Origin of the sequence: Streptomyces sp. NPDC127098, assembly GCF_042722465.1 — a bacterium.
In the GTDB taxonomy this organism is placed as follows: domain Bacteria; phylum Actinomycetota; class Actinomycetes; order Streptomycetales; family Streptomycetaceae; genus Streptomyces; species Streptomyces millisiae.
Map to the genome: position 1 here is coordinate 69,975 of NZ_JBHXFJ010000005.1, position 13,662 is coordinate 83,636.

Consider the following 13,662-nt stretch of genomic DNA (forward strand, 5'->3'; position numbering starts at 1 on the left):
GCTCCCCCTTCGGGTCATCTGGCTGACGCCGACGCGTCCGCGTCGTCGAGGATCCGGGGCAGCGCCGCGAGCAGCGCGTCCACCTCGGCGTCGCCGATGATCAGGGGCGGAGCGAGCCGCACCACCTCGGGGGTGGCGGCGTTGACCAGGAATCCGGCCTGCTGGGCCGCCTGCTGCACCTGCGCGGCCAGCGGCTCGGTGAGCACGATACCGAGCAGCAGGCCCGCGCCCCTGACACGGTCGACCAGCGGATGGCCGAGATTCCACACGCCGTCACGCAGCCGCTCCCCCGCGGCCTTGACCCGCTCCAGCAGCCCCTCGGACTCGATGGTGTCGAGGACCGCGAGGGCAGCGGCGCAGGAGACGGGGTTGCCGCCGAAGGTGGAGCCGTGCTTCCCGGGCCCGAACAGCTCGGCCGCCTCGCCGAAGGCGAGGGTGGCGCCGATCGGCAGGCCGGCGCCCAGCCCCTTGGCCAGGGTGACCACGTCCGCCTCCACGCCCTGTGCCTGGCCGGCGAACCAGTGGCCGGTGCGACCGATACCGGTCTGCACCTCGTCGAGCACCAGCAGCGTGCCGGTGGCCCTGGTGATGGCCCTGGCCTCGGCCAGATAGCCCTCGGGCGGCACGATCACGCCGTTCTCGCCCTGGATCGGCTCCAGGATCACCAGGGCGGTGTCGGTGGTGACGGCCGCGCGCAGCGCCTCCGCGTCGCCGTAGGGGACGTGGGTGACGTCGGCCGGCAGCGGGTGGAAGCCCTCCTGCTTGGCCGGTTGGCCGGTGAGCGAGAGCGCGCCCATCGTGCGGCCGTGGAACCCACCCTGGGTGGCCACCATGTGGGTCCTGCCAGTGAGCCGGCCGATCTTGAAGGCCGCCTCGACCGCCTCGGCGCCCGAGTTGGAGAAGTAGGCGCGGCCCGGCCGCCCGGACAGGGCGAGCAGCCGCTCGGCGAGCGCCACCGGGGGCTCGGCGACGAAGAGGTTGGAGACGTGGCTGAGCAGGGCGACCTGGTCGGAGACCGCGCGCACCACGGCCGGATGGCCGGTGCCGAGGGAGTTGACCGCGATGCCGCCGAGGAAGTCCAGGTACTCCTTGCCGTCCGCGTCCCAGAGGCGGGCGCCCTCGCCGTGGGTGAGCGGGACCCGGGGGGTGCCGTAGTTGTCCATCAGCGCGCCCCGCCAGCGCGTGGTGAGGGCCTCGTTGCTCGTGGCTGTGCTCGTGGCGGTGCTCGTGCCGGTACTCATGACGGCTGTCCCGTCCCCTCTCCGTTGTCGTGTGCGGCCGGCGGGTCCGGCACGACCATGGTGCCGACACCCTCGTCGGTGAAGATCTCCAGCAGGATGGCGTGTTGGACCCGGCCGTCTATCACGCGCGCGGTGCCCACGCCGTTGCGCACGGCGTGCAGGCAGCCCTCCATCTTGGGCACCATGCCGCTGGCCAGCTCCGGCAGCAGCCGCTCCAGCTCGCTGACGGTGAGCCTGCTGATCACCTCGTCGCTGGTCGGCCAGTCCGCGTACAGGCCCTCGACGTCGGTCAGCACCATCAGGGTCTCGGCGCCGAGCGCGGCGGCGACGGCGGCGGCCGCGGTGTCGGCGTTGACGTTGTAGACGTGGTGGTCGTCGGCGCTGCGGGCTATCGAGGAGATCACCGGGATGCGTCCGTCGTCGAGCAGCGCCTCGACGGCGCCGGTGTCGGTCGCGGTGATGTCGCCGACCCGGCCGAGGTCCACCGGCTCGCCGTCCACCTGGGCGTAGCGCTTGGTGGCCGTCATCAGGTGGGCGTCCTCGCCGGTCATGCCCACGGCCAGCGGCCCGTGCCGGTTGAGCAGGCCGACCAGCTCGCGCTGCACCTGGCCGGCCAGCACCATGCGGACCACGTCCATGGTCTCCGGGGTGGTCACGCGCAGTCCTGCCCGGAACTCGGAGGTCAGGCCGAGCCGGTCGAGCTGGGCGTTGATCTGCGGGCCGCCGCCGTGCACCACGACGGGCCGCAGGCCGGCGTGCCGCAGGAAGACGACGTCCTGCGCGAAGGCCGCCTTGAGCTCCTCGTCCACCATGGCGTTGCCGCCGAACTTGATGACGACGGTCTTGCCGTGATGGCGGGTCAGCCAGGGCAGCGCCTCGATGAGGATCCGGGCCTTGGGGAGCGCGGTGTGCTTGCGGGTGGTGCTCTTCTGCGGTGTCGTCGTCATGAGGAGTAGGCGCTGTTCTCGTGCACGTAGTCGGCGGTGAGGTCGTTGGTCCAGATCACGGCGGTCGCGTCGCCGGCGGCCAGGTGGGCGGTGATGCGGACCTCGCGGTAGCGCATGTCGACCAGGGCGCGGTCCTCGCCGAAGGAGCCCTTGCGGCAGACCCAGACGCCGTTGATGGCGACGTCGAGCTGGTCGGGGTCGAAGGTCGCCGAGGTGGTGCCGATGGCGGAGAGCACCCGGCCCCAGTTGGGGTCCTCGCCGTGGATGGCGCACTTGAGCAGGTTGTTGCGGGCGATGGAGCGGCCGACCTCGACGGCCTCGTCCTCGGTGGCGGCGCCGGTGACCTCGATCCTGATGTCCTTGGAGGCGCCCTCGGCGTCCCCGATCAGCTGCCGCGCGAGGTCCGCGCAGACGGTCCTGACCGCCTCGGCGAAGGCGTCCGGCTCGGGCACCACGCCGGAGGCGCCGGAGGAGAGCAGCAGCACGGTGTCGTTGGTCGACATGCAGCCGTCGGAGTCGATCCGGTCGAAGGTGGTCCTGGTGGCGGCGCGCAGCGCCGCGTCCAGCGCCGGGGCCTCGACGTCGGCGTCCGTGGTGAGGACCACCAGCATGGTGGCGAGCCCCGGCGCGAGCATACCGGCGCCCTTGGCCATGCCGCCGACGGTCCAGCCGGCGCCCTCGGCGACGGCGGTCTTGTGCACGGTGTCGGTGGTCCTGATGGCGATGGCGGCCTTCTCGCCGCCGTGCGCCGAGAGCTCGGCGACCGCCTTGTCGACACCGGGCAGCAGCTTGTCCATGGGCAGCCGGAGGCCGATCAGGCCGGTGGAGGCCACGGCCACCTCGCCGGCGCTGTGGCCCAGCGCCTCGGCGACGCGCTCCGCCGTGGCGTGGGTGTCCTGGAAGCCGAGCGGTCCCGTGCAGGCGTTGGCGCCCCCGGAGTTGAGGACGACGGCGGTGACGGCGCCGCCCTTGAGCACCTGCTCGGACCAGACCACGGGCGCGGCCTTGACCCGGTTGCTGGTGAAGACGCCGGCGGCGGCGCGACGGGGGCCCTGGTTCACCACGAGCGCCAGGTCGGGCGCACCGCTCTCCTTGATTCCGGCGGCGACGCCGGCGGCTGTGAAGCCCTTGGCGGCGGTGACACTCATGGCGCGACTCCGATCGTGGAAAGGCCGAGCTCCTCGGGGAGGCCGAGGGCGATGTTCATGCTCTGCACCGCGCCACCCGCGGTGCCCTTGGTGAGGTTGTCGATGGCGCTGACGACGATCAGGCGGCCGGCCGACTCGTCGAGCGCGACCTGGAGCAGCGCGGCGTTGGACCCGGCGACGGCGGCCGTGTTCGGCCACTGCCCCTCGGGCAGCAGCCGGACGAATGGCTCGCCCGCGAGCGCCTTTGCGTACGTCTCGCGCAGCTCGGCGGCGGTCAGCCCCGGCCTGGCCCTGGCCGAGCAGGTGGCCAGGATGCCGCGGGACATGGGCGCCAGGGTGGGGGTGAACGAGACCGTGACCCGCTCGCCGGCGACCGCCGAGAGGTTCTGGATCATCTCGGGGGTGTGCCGGTGGCCGCCGCCGACGCCGTAGGGGCTCATGGCGCCCATGACCTCGCTGCCCAGCAGGTGCGGCTTGAGCGAGCGGCCGGCGCCCGAGGTGCCGCTGGCGGCCACGATCACGGCCTCCGGCTCGGCGAGGCCGGCGGCGTAGGCCGGGAAGAGCGCCAGCGTGACGGCGGTCGGGTAGCAGCCGGGCACGGCGATCCGCCGGGCACCGCGCAGCGCCTGCCGGCCGCCGGGCAGCTCGGGCAGTCCGTAGGGCCAGGTGCCGGCGTGCGGCGAGCCGTAGAACCGCTCCCAGTCGGCCGCGTCGGAGAGCCGGAAGTCTGCGCCGCAGTCGACGATCAGCGTCTCGTCGCCGAGCTGCTCGGCGACAGCGGCCGAGTGGCCGTGCGGCAGGGCGAGGAAGACGACGTCGTGACCGGCGAGCGCGGCCGGCGTGGTCTCCTCGACCACGCGGTCGGCCAACGGCAACAGCTGCGGCTGGGACACGCCGAGCCGCTGCCCGGCACTGGTGTTGCCGGTCAGCGTGCCTATCTCCACCTCGGGGTGCCCCAACAGCAGCCGCAGGATCTCCCCACCCGCATAGCCGCTCGCTCCCGCCACCGCAGCGCGCAACGCCATCGCCTCCTTGTTACGATGGCATGACTATACGCAGCGTGGCACTTTTATGCAACGGGTGCCTCGTGTGGGGCGCCACGCGAGGTCTGCCCACCCACCAGCCCTTTCACGCGTCGCGCGCGGCGGCGGCTCCGCGGCCGCCGGGGCGTTCCGTGTCGGGTTTTCCCCCACCCACCCGCCCGCGCTTCGCGCGGGGGCGGGCACGCGGCGGCTCCGGCCCCGCCGTGCGCCCCGGTGCTGCACGCGGGGGTTTGTTCCCCACCCACCCACCCTTCTCCGCCCTTCGCGCGAGGTGGCGGCTCCCACCGCCGGCCGGTCCCGTTCCCCGCGCTGCGCGCGGCGGCCCGCTGCGCGTGGTGAGCGGGCCGGCAGGAGCAAGGGCCCATGGCGGCTTCGCCGCCGGGCCACCCGGCCCCCGCCGCGCGAGGCCACCTGCCAAGGGCGGGTGGGTGGGCGCGGCACGGCCGCAGGGCGCGGCTCGTGGCGGCGAAGCCGCCAAGCCGGGCTCTGCGGGCCACCGCCCCCGCACGGCGCCGCCACGCGGTGACAGGTACCACCTAGACCGCAAGGCGTATATGTATTCGAGCCGCCTGCCGCGTCGGTCCGGGCTCAGCCGAGCCGCAGGCTCCAGTGCCCGCGGCCGCCGCTGAGGCTGACGACGGAGAGCGGGTGGACCTCGGTGCGCCAGTAGGAGAGCGGGGGCGCCTTGAGCGCGTAGAGCATGGCGGCCCTGATCACCGAGGGTTCGGTGACGGCGACGACCCGGCCGTCGTCGTCGATGGGTCGGGTGTCGAGCCAGCCGCCGACCCGGGAGACGAAGGACAGCAGGGCCTCGCCCCCGTGCGGGGCGGAGCGCGGGTCGGCGAGCCAGACGTCGACCGCGGCCGGCTCGCGGGCGGTGACCTCCTGTAGAGTCAGCCCGTTCCAGCGCCCCATGTCGCAGTCGCGCAGGGCGGGTTGGGCGAGCGGGGCGAGGCCGATGGCCTCCCCCGTCTGTCGGCTGCCCGGGGTCGGCGAGCAGTAGCGGAGCTCGGCGGCGGTCAGCGGCAGCAGGGCCGGGATAGCGCGCTCCAGCGCTCGCCAGCCGGCGGTGTCGAGTGGGCGGTCATCGCCGAAGCGTGCGTCGAGCAGGCTGGAGCTGCGGGCTGCGGCGATCAGCGTGACCAGCATGGCGCGATCGTACGAGCACTCGAATATCCGCACCACTACGCTGAGGTAAATCTCACGACGGTTCCGGTGGGCCGCCCAGCGCGTCGCGCCAGGCCGCGCCCAACCGCCGTACCCCCTCGACCAGCTCGGCGTGCCCGGCGGCGGGCGCGAAGCTGAGGCGGACGTGGGCGGCGGGCGGCTCGGCCGCGAAGTACGGGCGGCCGGGCGCGACGGCGACGCCGGCCCGCAGCGCGGCGGCCGTGAGCGCGGCCTCGTCCGAGCCGGGTGGCAGCGGCAGCCACAGGTGGTAGCCGCCGCGCGGCGGAGGCGCCTGGGGCCCGGCGGGGCCGGCCGCGAGCGCCCGCGTCATCGCCTCCCGCCGCTCCCGCAACTCCCGTGCCACCGCTCTGAGATGACGGCCCCACGCGGGTGCGCCGACGAGTTCGAGCGCCGTCTCCTGGAGCGGTCGCGGGACGAAGAAGCTGTCGACGATCTGGATGGAGCGCAGCCGCTCGGCGACCGGACCACGCGCGGCGAGGGCCCCGACCCGCAGGCTGGCCGAGGTGACCTTGGTCAGCGAACGGACGTGCACCACCGTGCCGTCCGGGTCGTCGGCCGCCAGGCTCGCCGGCAGCGGCCCCGCGTCCTCGTGGCCGAGCAGCCTGGCGAAGTCGTCCTCGACCACGAAGGCGCCGGCGGCCCGCGCCGCGGCGAGCACCTCGGCCCTTCGCTCCGGCGCGAGCACCGCGCCGGTCGGGTTCTGGAAGAGCGGCTGGCAGACGAAGACCCGCGCCCCGCTGGCGCGGAACGCCTGTCGTAGCAGGTCTGGGCGTACCCCGTCGGCGTCCACCGGCACGGGGACGGGACGCAGCCCCGAGGCCCGGGCGACGGCCAGCATCCCGGGGTAGGTCGGCGACTCCACGAGCACCGGGGCACCGGGCGGTGCGAGGGCGCGGAGCGCGGTGGTGAGGGCACTCTGCCCGCCGGCGGTGATCAGCACGTCGGCGGCGGCCACCGTGCCGGCGCCACCGTCGATCTCGCGGGCGAACCAGGCCCGCAACTCCGGCAGACCGGCCATCGGCGGGCGCTCCCAGGCGCCCGGGCGGCGCCCGGCCCTGGCGAGCGCGGCGGCCAGCGCCCGCTCCGGCCGCAGTGCGGGCGCCAGGTAGCCGCCGTTGAGCTCGATGACGCCGGACGGCGGGGGGACCAGGGTCGCCAGCACGCCCTCGGCCTCCACGGTGCGCGGTACCTCGTCGGGTGAGGGCTCGGCGGTGAGGGCGATCTGCTGCCAGGAGGTGTCGCCCGGCGGCGGGGTCGCCGGGCGCGGCCCGGCGCGGAAGGCACCGGCGCCCGGGCGGGTCACCACGAGACCCTCGGCGGCCAGCGCCGCCAGCGCGCGGGCGACGGTCCCCGGGCCGACCTGGTGGCGCCGCATCAGCTCCCGGCTGGAGGGCAGCCGCGCCCCCGGCCGGTAGCGGTCCAGATCCCGACGCAGCAGGCCGGCCAGCTCCGCCTCACTGCTACCGTGTTTCATGACGGATCACCATAGCGCTACCGCCCGCGCGCCGATAGCGGTGCCGGCCGGAACGACGGACCGGGGTGGCATCGCCCTCGCCGCCCTCGGGGTCCTCGCGTTCTCGTTCACCTTCCCCGGCACGGTCTGGGGTCTGGACGGGCTCGGCCCCTGGACACTCACCTGCGCCCGCGTCGCGCTGGGCGCGGTCGTCGCCGTCGGCTGGCTCGTGCTGGCTCGCGTCCCGCCGCCCGAGCGCCGGCACTGGCCCGGCCTCGCGACCGTGGCCGCCGGCACCGTGATCGGCTTCCCGCTGCTGACCACGCTCGCCCTCCAGACCTCGTCCACCGCGCACGCCGCCGTGGTGGTCGGGCTGTTGCCGATCAGCACCGCCTGCTACGTCACGCTCCGGACGGGCAGCCGCCCGTCCCGCGCCTTCTGGGGCGCGGCGCTGGTCGGGGCGGCCGCGGTGCTGGTCTTCGCCATCCAGCAGAACGGCGGCGCCCCCACGGCCGGCGACGGCTACCTGCTGCTCGCGCTGCTGATCTGCGCCGCCGCCTACGGCGAGGGCGGCCGGCTGGCCGGCGAGATGCCGGGCTGGCAGGTGATGGCCTGGGCCCTCACGGCCAGCCTGCCACCGGCCACGGTCGGCCTCGTCGCCGCGCTGGCGACCGAGCCGGCCGAGCTCACGGCGCGCTCGGCCGTCGGCCTGCTGTGGGTGGCCTTCGGCTCCCAGCTCCTGGGCATCGCGGTCTGGTACCGCGGCCTCGCCCGCGCCGGCATCGCCAGGGCCAGTCAGTTGCAGCTCGCCCAGCCGCTGCTCACGCTGGGGTGGGCGGTGCTGCTGCTCGACGAGCGCCTCACGCCGGCCGCACCACTGACGGCGGTGGCGGTGCTGGTCTGCATCGTGATCACCCAGCGGTCCCGCGGCTGACGTGCCCCGGCGCGGCGCTGGCGCCAAGTCGGCCAAACCCACAGCCCGCCCGACCGCCATCCTCCGCCCCCGGGGCATCGCGGACTCGCCCACGCCGGCATCACCAGGACCAACCAGCCGCACCCCGACGGTGGTGGTGCCGGAAACCGCATCGTGATCACCCAGCGGTCCCGCGGCTGACGTGTCAGAGGGCGCGACGTAGACTGAAAGTGGTGACGTAGGTCACACCGGAGGTGGCGGCCAGTCCGCTGTCGAAGGGCGACCCGCCGCGGGCCTCCGGGAACGGCGAGAGGCGACGGGAGGGTATCCCGATGCGAGCGAAGACAGGCGACCGGATGGTCACGCACGGCAGGACCGTCGGCGACACCGACCGGGTCGCCGAGGTCATCGAGGTCCTGGGCGAGAACGGCGAGCCGCCCTTCCGGGTGCGCTCGGCCGACGGCCACGAGAGCGTGGTGTCCCCGGGGCCCGACTCGGAGATCAGGAGCGGGCGCCGCCGGATCCTCGGGCGCGGCTGACGCCGCACCCCACCGTGAGCGGGCGCCGCGGCGCCCGCTCACGCGTAGTGGTCGCGGTACACCCGGGACATCGCGCCGAGCGGGTCCGCCTTGACCTGCTTGGCCGAGTAGAAGGCGTTGCCGCCCACCTCCGGGTGGTCGGCGCACAGCGTGAGGTGCCGGGACAGCTCGGCCGGGTCCTGCCAGGCCGAGCCCTGCGCCGGATCCCCCACCTTGTAGATCGCCTCACCGATGTGGAGTTCGACGCCGGTGCCCCTGGCGACCTCCGACCACCAGGAGACGACGGTCGCGTAGTCGGCGCCTTCCTGCCCGATGTGCCAGTAGGCCTGGGGCAGCACGTAGTCGATCCAGCTCTCCCGCACCCACGTGCGGGTGTCCGCGTACAGGTCGTCGTAGGTCTGCACGCCGGCGTCGGTGTCCGAACCGAGCGGGTCGGTCGTCTTGTTGCGCCAGACGGCGAACGGGCTGACGCCGAAGGCCACGTCCGGCTTGGCCTCGCGCACGCGCGCCGCCATCTCCCGCACCAGCAGGTCGATGTTGTGCCGCCGCCAGTCACCGCGGTCGTCGAAGTCCCCGCCGTGCTCCTCGAAGGCCGCGTCGTCGTCGAACTCCTCGCCGGACACCGGATAGGGGTAGAAGTAGTCGTCCCAGTGCACGCCGTCGATGTCGTAGGACTCGACGGCGTGCATCATCGCGTCCTGCGTGAAGGCGCGCACCTCGGGCAGGCCCGGGTTGTAGTAGAGCCGGCCGCCGTAGGGCACCGCCCAGCCGGGGTTCCGGCGCGCCGGGTGATCGGCCGTCAGCCGGGAGGGGTCGGCGTGCGTCGCGATCCGGTAGGGGTTGAACCAGGCGTGCAGCGCCAGGCCGCGCTCGTGCGCCTCGGTGACCGCGAAGTCCAGCGGGTCCCAGCCGGGATCCCGGCCCTGGGTGCCGGTCAGCCACTCCGACCACGGCTCGTGCGGCGAGGGCCAGAACGCGTCGGCCGTGGGCCTCACCTGGAGGAAGACCGTGTTCAGACGCCAGCGGGCCGCCGCGTCGAACAGGGTCGTCAGCTCGGCCCGCGCCGCGTCCGCCGAGAGCCCCGGCTTGCTCGGCCAGTCGATGTTGGCGACCGAGGCGATCCACATGCCGCGCAGCCGCGTCGCTCTCGCGCCGCCCCCGGCCGCCGCGCCGGGCGCGGCCAGCGGAACCGCTCCGCGGCCGGCGGCGACCGAGGACTGACTGAGCGTCAGCGCCCCTGCCATCGTGCCCAGCGTGGCGATCGCCAGGCTCCTGCGGGTCATGCGTGCCATCGAAAGCCCCCTGTCGGTATCACCATGTTACGTATACCCAGCACAGCGTGACGGACTCTCAGTCGCAACGAGCACGTGACACACCCCTTATGCGAACAACATTCGACAGTTAGCATCGGCCGCACGCACACCTGGGAGCGCTCCCACCCTTGTTGCCACCCCCAACCGCCGCCCGCGGCGGACGAGTAAGGAGAGGAGCGCCAGCGTGCGAAGAGGGAGACCGGCGACGGCCCTGCTGGCCGGTATGGCTCTCACCGGCGGGCTGCTCACCGCCGCGACGACGGCTCCGGCGAGTGCCGCGGCCGACCGGGCCCGGGAGGCGGTCGACGCCGAGGTCGAGGCGGCCGCCGACTACACGTGGGACAACGTCGCGATCGGCGGCGGCGGTTTCGTGCCGAGCATCGTCTTCAACCGGACCGAGCCGGACCTGGTCTACGCCAGGACCGACATCGGCGGCGCCTACCGCTGGAACCAGTCGGACCAGTCCTGGATCCCGCTGCTCGACCACGTCGGCTGGGACGACTGGGGCCACACGGGCGTCGCGTCCATCGCGACCGACCCCGTCGACCCCGACCGCGTCTACGCCGCCGTCGGCAGCTACACCAACGACTGGGACCCGAACAACGGCGCGATCCTGCGCTCCGCCGACCGTGGCGAGACCTGGCAGACCACCGAGCTGCCCTTCAAGCTCGGCGGCAACATGCCGGGCCGCGGCATGGGCGAGCGCCTGGTCGTCGACCCCAACGACAACGACGTGCTCTACCTGGGCGCGCCGAGCGGCGAGGGGCTGTGGCGCAGCACCGACGCCGGGGTGAGCTGGCGGGAGGTCACCTCGTTCCCCAACCCCGGTGACTACGCGCCCGACCCGAGCGACTCCACCGGGTACCAGAGCGAGCTGGTCGGCGTCGCCTGGATCACCTTCGATCCGTCGACGGGCTCGCCCGGCAGCCCCACCCGGACCATCTACGCCGGCGTCGCCGACCTCGGCGAGAGCGTCTACCGCTCCACCGACGGCGGCGCGACCTGGCAGGCGGTCCCCGGTCAGCCCACCGGCTACCTGCCGCACAAGGGCGTACTCGACGAGGAGACCGGCGACCTCTACATCGCCACCAGCGACGACGCGGGCCCCTACGCCGGCGCCGACGGCCAGGTCTGGCGGTTCGACACCGGCGCCGGCACCTGGACCGACGTCTCCCCGGTGGCCGCCGGCAGCGACCGGTACTTCGGCTTCAGCGGCCTGACCGTGGACCGGCAGAACCCCGGCACCGTGATGGTCACCGCCTACAGCTCCTGGTGGCCGGACACCCAGATCTTCCGCTCCGCCGACGGCGGGGACAGCTGGAGCCGGTCCTGGGAGTTCACCAGCTATCCCAACCGGAGCAAGCGCTACACGATCGACATCTCCTCGGTGCCCTGGATGGACTTCAACGCCACGCCGCAGCCGCCCGAGGAGTCGCCCAAGCTCGGCTGGATGACCGAGGGCATGGAGATCGACCCGTTCGACGCGGACCGGCTCTTCTACGGCACGGGGGCCACGCTCTACGGCACCACCCAGCTCACCAACTGGGACCGCAACCAGACCTTCACCATCCGCCCCTTCGTGCGCGGCCTGGAGGAGACGGCGGTCAACGACCTGGCGAGCCCGCCGAGCGGCGCCCCGTTGCTCAGCGGCCTCGGGGACATCGGCGGCTTCCGGCACACCAGCCTCACGCAGGTGCCGTCCGACGCCTTCCCCTCCTTCGGCACCACCACAGGCCTGGACTTCGCCGAGCTGGCGCCGGCCACCGTGGTGCGGGTAGGCAACCACGTCAGCGAGTCCACGGCACCGACCGTGAACTTCTCCACCGACGGGGGCGGCAACTGGTTCGCCGGCACCGCGCCGGCCGGGGCGCACGGCGGCACGGTGGCGGCGGCGGCCGACGGCAGCCGCTTCGTGTGGAGCCCGGAGGGCGCCGGGGTGCACTACTCGGTGGGCTTCGGGAACTCGTGGACCGCCTCCCAGGGCATTCCGCAGGGCGCGCGGGTCGAGGCGGACCGGGTGAACCCCAGCCGCTTCTACGGCGTCCACCAGGGCACGTTCTACGTCAGCACCAACGGCGGGGCCTCCTTCACGGCCGCCGCCACCGGGCTGCCGACGGGCGACGTGCGCTTCGCCGCCGTGCCGGGGCGCGGCGGCGACATCTGGCTGGCCGGCGGCGGCCTGTGGCGCTCCACCGACTCCGGCACCAGCTTCGCCCGGATCTCCGCCATCGACGCCGACACCGTCGGCTTCGGCGCCGCGGCCCCCGGCGCCGCGTACCAGACGCTCTACAGCAGCGGCGTCGTCGCCGGCGTCCGCGGCATCTACCGTTCCACGGACACCGGCGCGACCTGGGTGCGGATCAACGACGACGAGCACCAGTGGGCGTGGACCGGCGCGGCCATCACCGGCGACCCGCGGGTGTTCGGCCGGGTGTACGTCAGCACCAACGGCCGGGGCGTGATCTACGGCGAGACCGCCGAGCCAGGCGGCGGGGACCCCGGCGGCCCGGAGGACCCGGAAGAGCCGGGGGAGCCGGGGGAGCCTGGGAACGCGCCGTGCCGGGTCGGCTACCGGGTGTCCGGGCAGTGGCAGGGCGGCTTCCAGGGTGAGGTCACGGTGACCAACACCGGCACCACGGCCCTCAGCGACTGGCGGCTGACCTGGTCCTTCCCCGCCGGGCAGACCATCAGCCAGCTGTGGAACGGCAGCCACACCCAGAGCGGCCGGAACGTGACCGTCACCCCGGCCTCGTGGAACGCCACCCTCTCGCCGGGCGGCTCCACCACCGTCGGCTTCCTCGGCAGTTGGAGCGGCGCCAACGGCAGTCCGACCGCCTTCGCGGTCAACGGCACCTCCTGCGCCGTCGGCTGAGCCGGGCGGGAGGGCCGGCCCGGCCGGCCCTCCCCCTCCGCCCCGGGGGGTAACGTCATCCCTGCGACGACGATCACGTGGCACGGCAGGCGGCGGAGCGGAAGGGCTGGTCGATGAGTGACATCGAACGCGTCGGGGTGGTGGGCTGCGGCCAGATGGGCGCCGGGATCGCCGAGGTGTGCGCCCGCTCGGGCCTTGACGTGATGGTCGCCGAGACGACGGGCGAGGCGTTGGAGCTCGGCCGCACCCGGCTGGTCGCCTCGCTGGACCGCGCCGTCGAGCGCGGCAAGGTCACGGCGGCCGACCGGGACGCGGCGCTCGACCGGCTGACCTTCACCACCGATCTGGGTGAGTTCGCGGAGCGCGACCTGGTGATCGAGGCGGTGGTCGAGAAGGAGCCGGTGAAGACGGAGATCTTCCAGGTGCTCGACCAGGTCGTCACCCGACCGGACGCCATCCTGGCGTCCAACACCTCGGCCATCCCGCTGGTCAACCTCGCGGTGGCCACCACACGGCCCACCCAGGTGCTCGGCATCCACTTCTTCAACCCGGCCCAGGTGCAACGGCTGGTCGAGGTCATCCCCGCGCTCACCACGGCGGACGGGACGGTGCGGCGGGCCGAGGCGCTGGTCACCGGGGTGCTCGGCAAGCATGTCATCCGCGCCCAGGACCGTTCCGGGTTCGTCGTCAACGCGCTCCTGATCCCCTACCTGCTGGCGGCCGTCCGGATGTTCGAGTCCGGTGCGGCCAGCAGGGACGACATCGACAGCGGCATGGAGCTCGGCTGCGCCCATCCGCAGGGCCCGCTCAAGCTCGCCGACCTGATCGGGCTCGACACGGTGGTCTCCATCGCCGAGTCGATGTACGCGGAGTACAGGGAGCCGTCGTACGCCCCGCCGCCCCTGCTGCTGCGAATGGTCGCCGCCGGCCAGCTGGGCAGGAAGACGGGCGCCGGCTTCTACCGCTACTGAGGCGGGCGGCCGGGATGCGATCTCCGATCCGCCG

11 protein-coding genes are annotated in these 13,662 nt (G+C 73.9%); 4 read left to right on the forward strand and 7 right to left on the reverse strand.

What is annotated here, in order from left to right:
• Positions 1-14 precede the first annotated feature (14 nt).
• The 6 genes from ACFWI8_RS05460 to ACFWI8_RS05485 all read right to left on the reverse strand — a co-directional run bounded on the left by ACFWI8_RS05460 (position 15) and on the right by ACFWI8_RS05485 (position 7,041).
• Positions 15-1,241 carry an acetylornithine transaminase gene (locus ACFWI8_RS05460; protein ID WP_387086035.1) on the reverse strand — a complete coding sequence of 409 codons (1,227 nt, stop codon included), beginning with the start codon at positions 1,239-1,241 and terminating at the stop codon, positions 15-17.
• On the reverse strand, positions 1,238-2,188 hold the full coding sequence (argB, locus tag ACFWI8_RS05465; protein WP_387086038.1) for an acetylglutamate kinase: 951 nt from the start codon (positions 2,186-2,188) through the stop codon (positions 1,238-1,240). Before argB ends, ACFWI8_RS05460 begins: the two co-directional genes overlap by 4 nt.
• A complete protein-coding gene (gene argJ / locus ACFWI8_RS05470) occupies positions 2,185-3,336 on the reverse strand; it encodes a bifunctional glutamate N-acetyltransferase/amino-acid acetyltransferase ArgJ (RefSeq protein ID WP_311600911.1) in 1,152 nt (383 codons plus the stop codon). The genes argB and argJ overlap by 4 nt, the downstream gene beginning before the upstream one ends.
• Positions 3,333-4,361, reverse strand: a complete 1,029-nt coding sequence (argC, locus tag ACFWI8_RS05475; RefSeq protein ID WP_387086041.1) for an N-acetyl-gamma-glutamyl-phosphate reductase — start codon at positions 4,359-4,361, stop codon at positions 3,333-3,335. The genes argJ and argC overlap by 4 nt, the downstream gene beginning before the upstream one ends.
• A gap of 606 nt (positions 4,362-4,967) precedes the next feature.
• Complete coding sequence (locus ACFWI8_RS05480; protein ID WP_387086044.1) at positions 4,968-5,528, reverse strand: histidine phosphatase family protein; 561 nt, start codon at positions 5,526-5,528, stop codon at positions 4,968-4,970.
• 52 nt (positions 5,529-5,580) lie between these two features.
• The gene (locus tag ACFWI8_RS05485) at positions 5,581-7,041 is read right to left on the reverse strand and encodes a PLP-dependent aminotransferase family protein (RefSeq protein WP_387086047.1); all 1,461 of its coding nucleotides are present in this window, start codon (positions 7,039-7,041) and stop codon (positions 5,581-5,583) included.
• Here ACFWI8_RS05485 and ACFWI8_RS05490 point away from each other — a divergent pair.
• Together ACFWI8_RS05490 and ACFWI8_RS05495 are read left to right on the forward strand one after the other, a co-directional pair.
• The gene (locus ACFWI8_RS05490) at positions 7,040-7,954 is read left to right on the forward strand and encodes a DMT family transporter (protein WP_387086049.1); all 915 of its coding nucleotides are present in this window, start codon (positions 7,040-7,042) and stop codon (positions 7,952-7,954) included. The two genes, ACFWI8_RS05485 and ACFWI8_RS05490, sit on opposite strands and share 2 nt — an antisense overlap.
• A 311-nt stretch (positions 7,955-8,265) precedes the next feature.
• Positions 8,266-8,472 carry a DUF1918 domain-containing protein gene (locus tag ACFWI8_RS05495; RefSeq protein ID WP_387086052.1) on the forward strand — a complete coding sequence of 69 codons (207 nt, stop codon included), beginning with the start codon at positions 8,266-8,268 and terminating at the stop codon, positions 8,470-8,472.
• A 38-nt stretch (positions 8,473-8,510) separates the two neighbouring features.
• On the opposite strand, the gene ACFWI8_RS05500 is transcribed toward ACFWI8_RS05495, so the two are convergent.
• Positions 8,511-9,764, reverse strand: a complete 1,254-nt coding sequence (locus ACFWI8_RS05500; protein ID WP_387086054.1) for a glycoside hydrolase family 10 protein — start codon at positions 9,762-9,764, stop codon at positions 8,511-8,513.
• A 205-nt stretch (positions 9,765-9,969) separates the two neighbouring features.
• Between ACFWI8_RS05500 and ACFWI8_RS05505 the strand changes: the two genes are divergently transcribed.
• Positions 9,970-12,657 carry a cellulose binding domain-containing protein gene (locus tag ACFWI8_RS05505; protein ID WP_387086057.1) on the forward strand — a complete coding sequence of 896 codons (2,688 nt, stop codon included), beginning with the start codon at positions 9,970-9,972 and terminating at the stop codon, positions 12,655-12,657.
• A gap of 113 nt (positions 12,658-12,770) precedes the next feature.
• Positions 12,771-13,628, forward strand: coding sequence for a 3-hydroxybutyryl-CoA dehydrogenase (locus ACFWI8_RS05510; protein WP_387086059.1), 858 nt, complete (start codon positions 12,771-12,773; stop codon positions 13,626-13,628).
• The last annotated feature ends 34 nt before the right edge of the window (positions 13,629-13,662 follow it).

Coding starts and splice junctions, on each gene's coding strand:
- argB (WP_387086038.1), bottom strand. CDS start 2,188: ATGACGACGACACCGCAGAAGAGCACCACCCGCAAGCACACCGCGCTC.
- ACFWI8_RS05510 (WP_387086059.1), top strand. CDS start 12,771: ATGAGTGACATCGAACGCGTCGGGGTGGTGGGCTGCGGCCAGATGGGC.
- ACFWI8_RS05485 (WP_387086047.1), bottom strand. CDS start 7,041: ATGAAACACGGTAGCAGTGAGGCGGAGCTGGCCGGCCTGCTGCGTCGG.
- ACFWI8_RS05480 (WP_387086044.1), bottom strand. CDS start 5,528: ATGCTGGTCACGCTGATCGCCGCAGCCCGCAGCTCCAGCCTGCTCGAC.
- ACFWI8_RS05500 (WP_387086054.1), bottom strand. CDS start 9,764: ATGGCACGCATGACCCGCAGGAGCCTGGCGATCGCCACGCTGGGCACG.
- ACFWI8_RS05490 (WP_387086049.1), top strand. CDS start 7,040: ATGACGGATCACCATAGCGCTACCGCCCGCGCGCCGATAGCGGTGCCG.
- ACFWI8_RS05495 (WP_387086052.1), top strand. CDS start 8,266: ATGCGAGCGAAGACAGGCGACCGGATGGTCACGCACGGCAGGACCGTC.
- ACFWI8_RS05460 (WP_387086035.1), bottom strand. CDS start 1,241: ATGAGTACCGGCACGAGCACCGCCACGAGCACAGCCACGAGCAACGAG.
- argC (WP_387086041.1), bottom strand. CDS start 4,361: ATGGCGTTGCGCGCTGCGGTGGCGGGAGCGAGCGGCTATGCGGGTGGG.
- argJ (WP_311600911.1), bottom strand. CDS start 3,336: ATGAGTGTCACCGCCGCCAAGGGCTTCACAGCCGCCGGCGTCGCCGCC.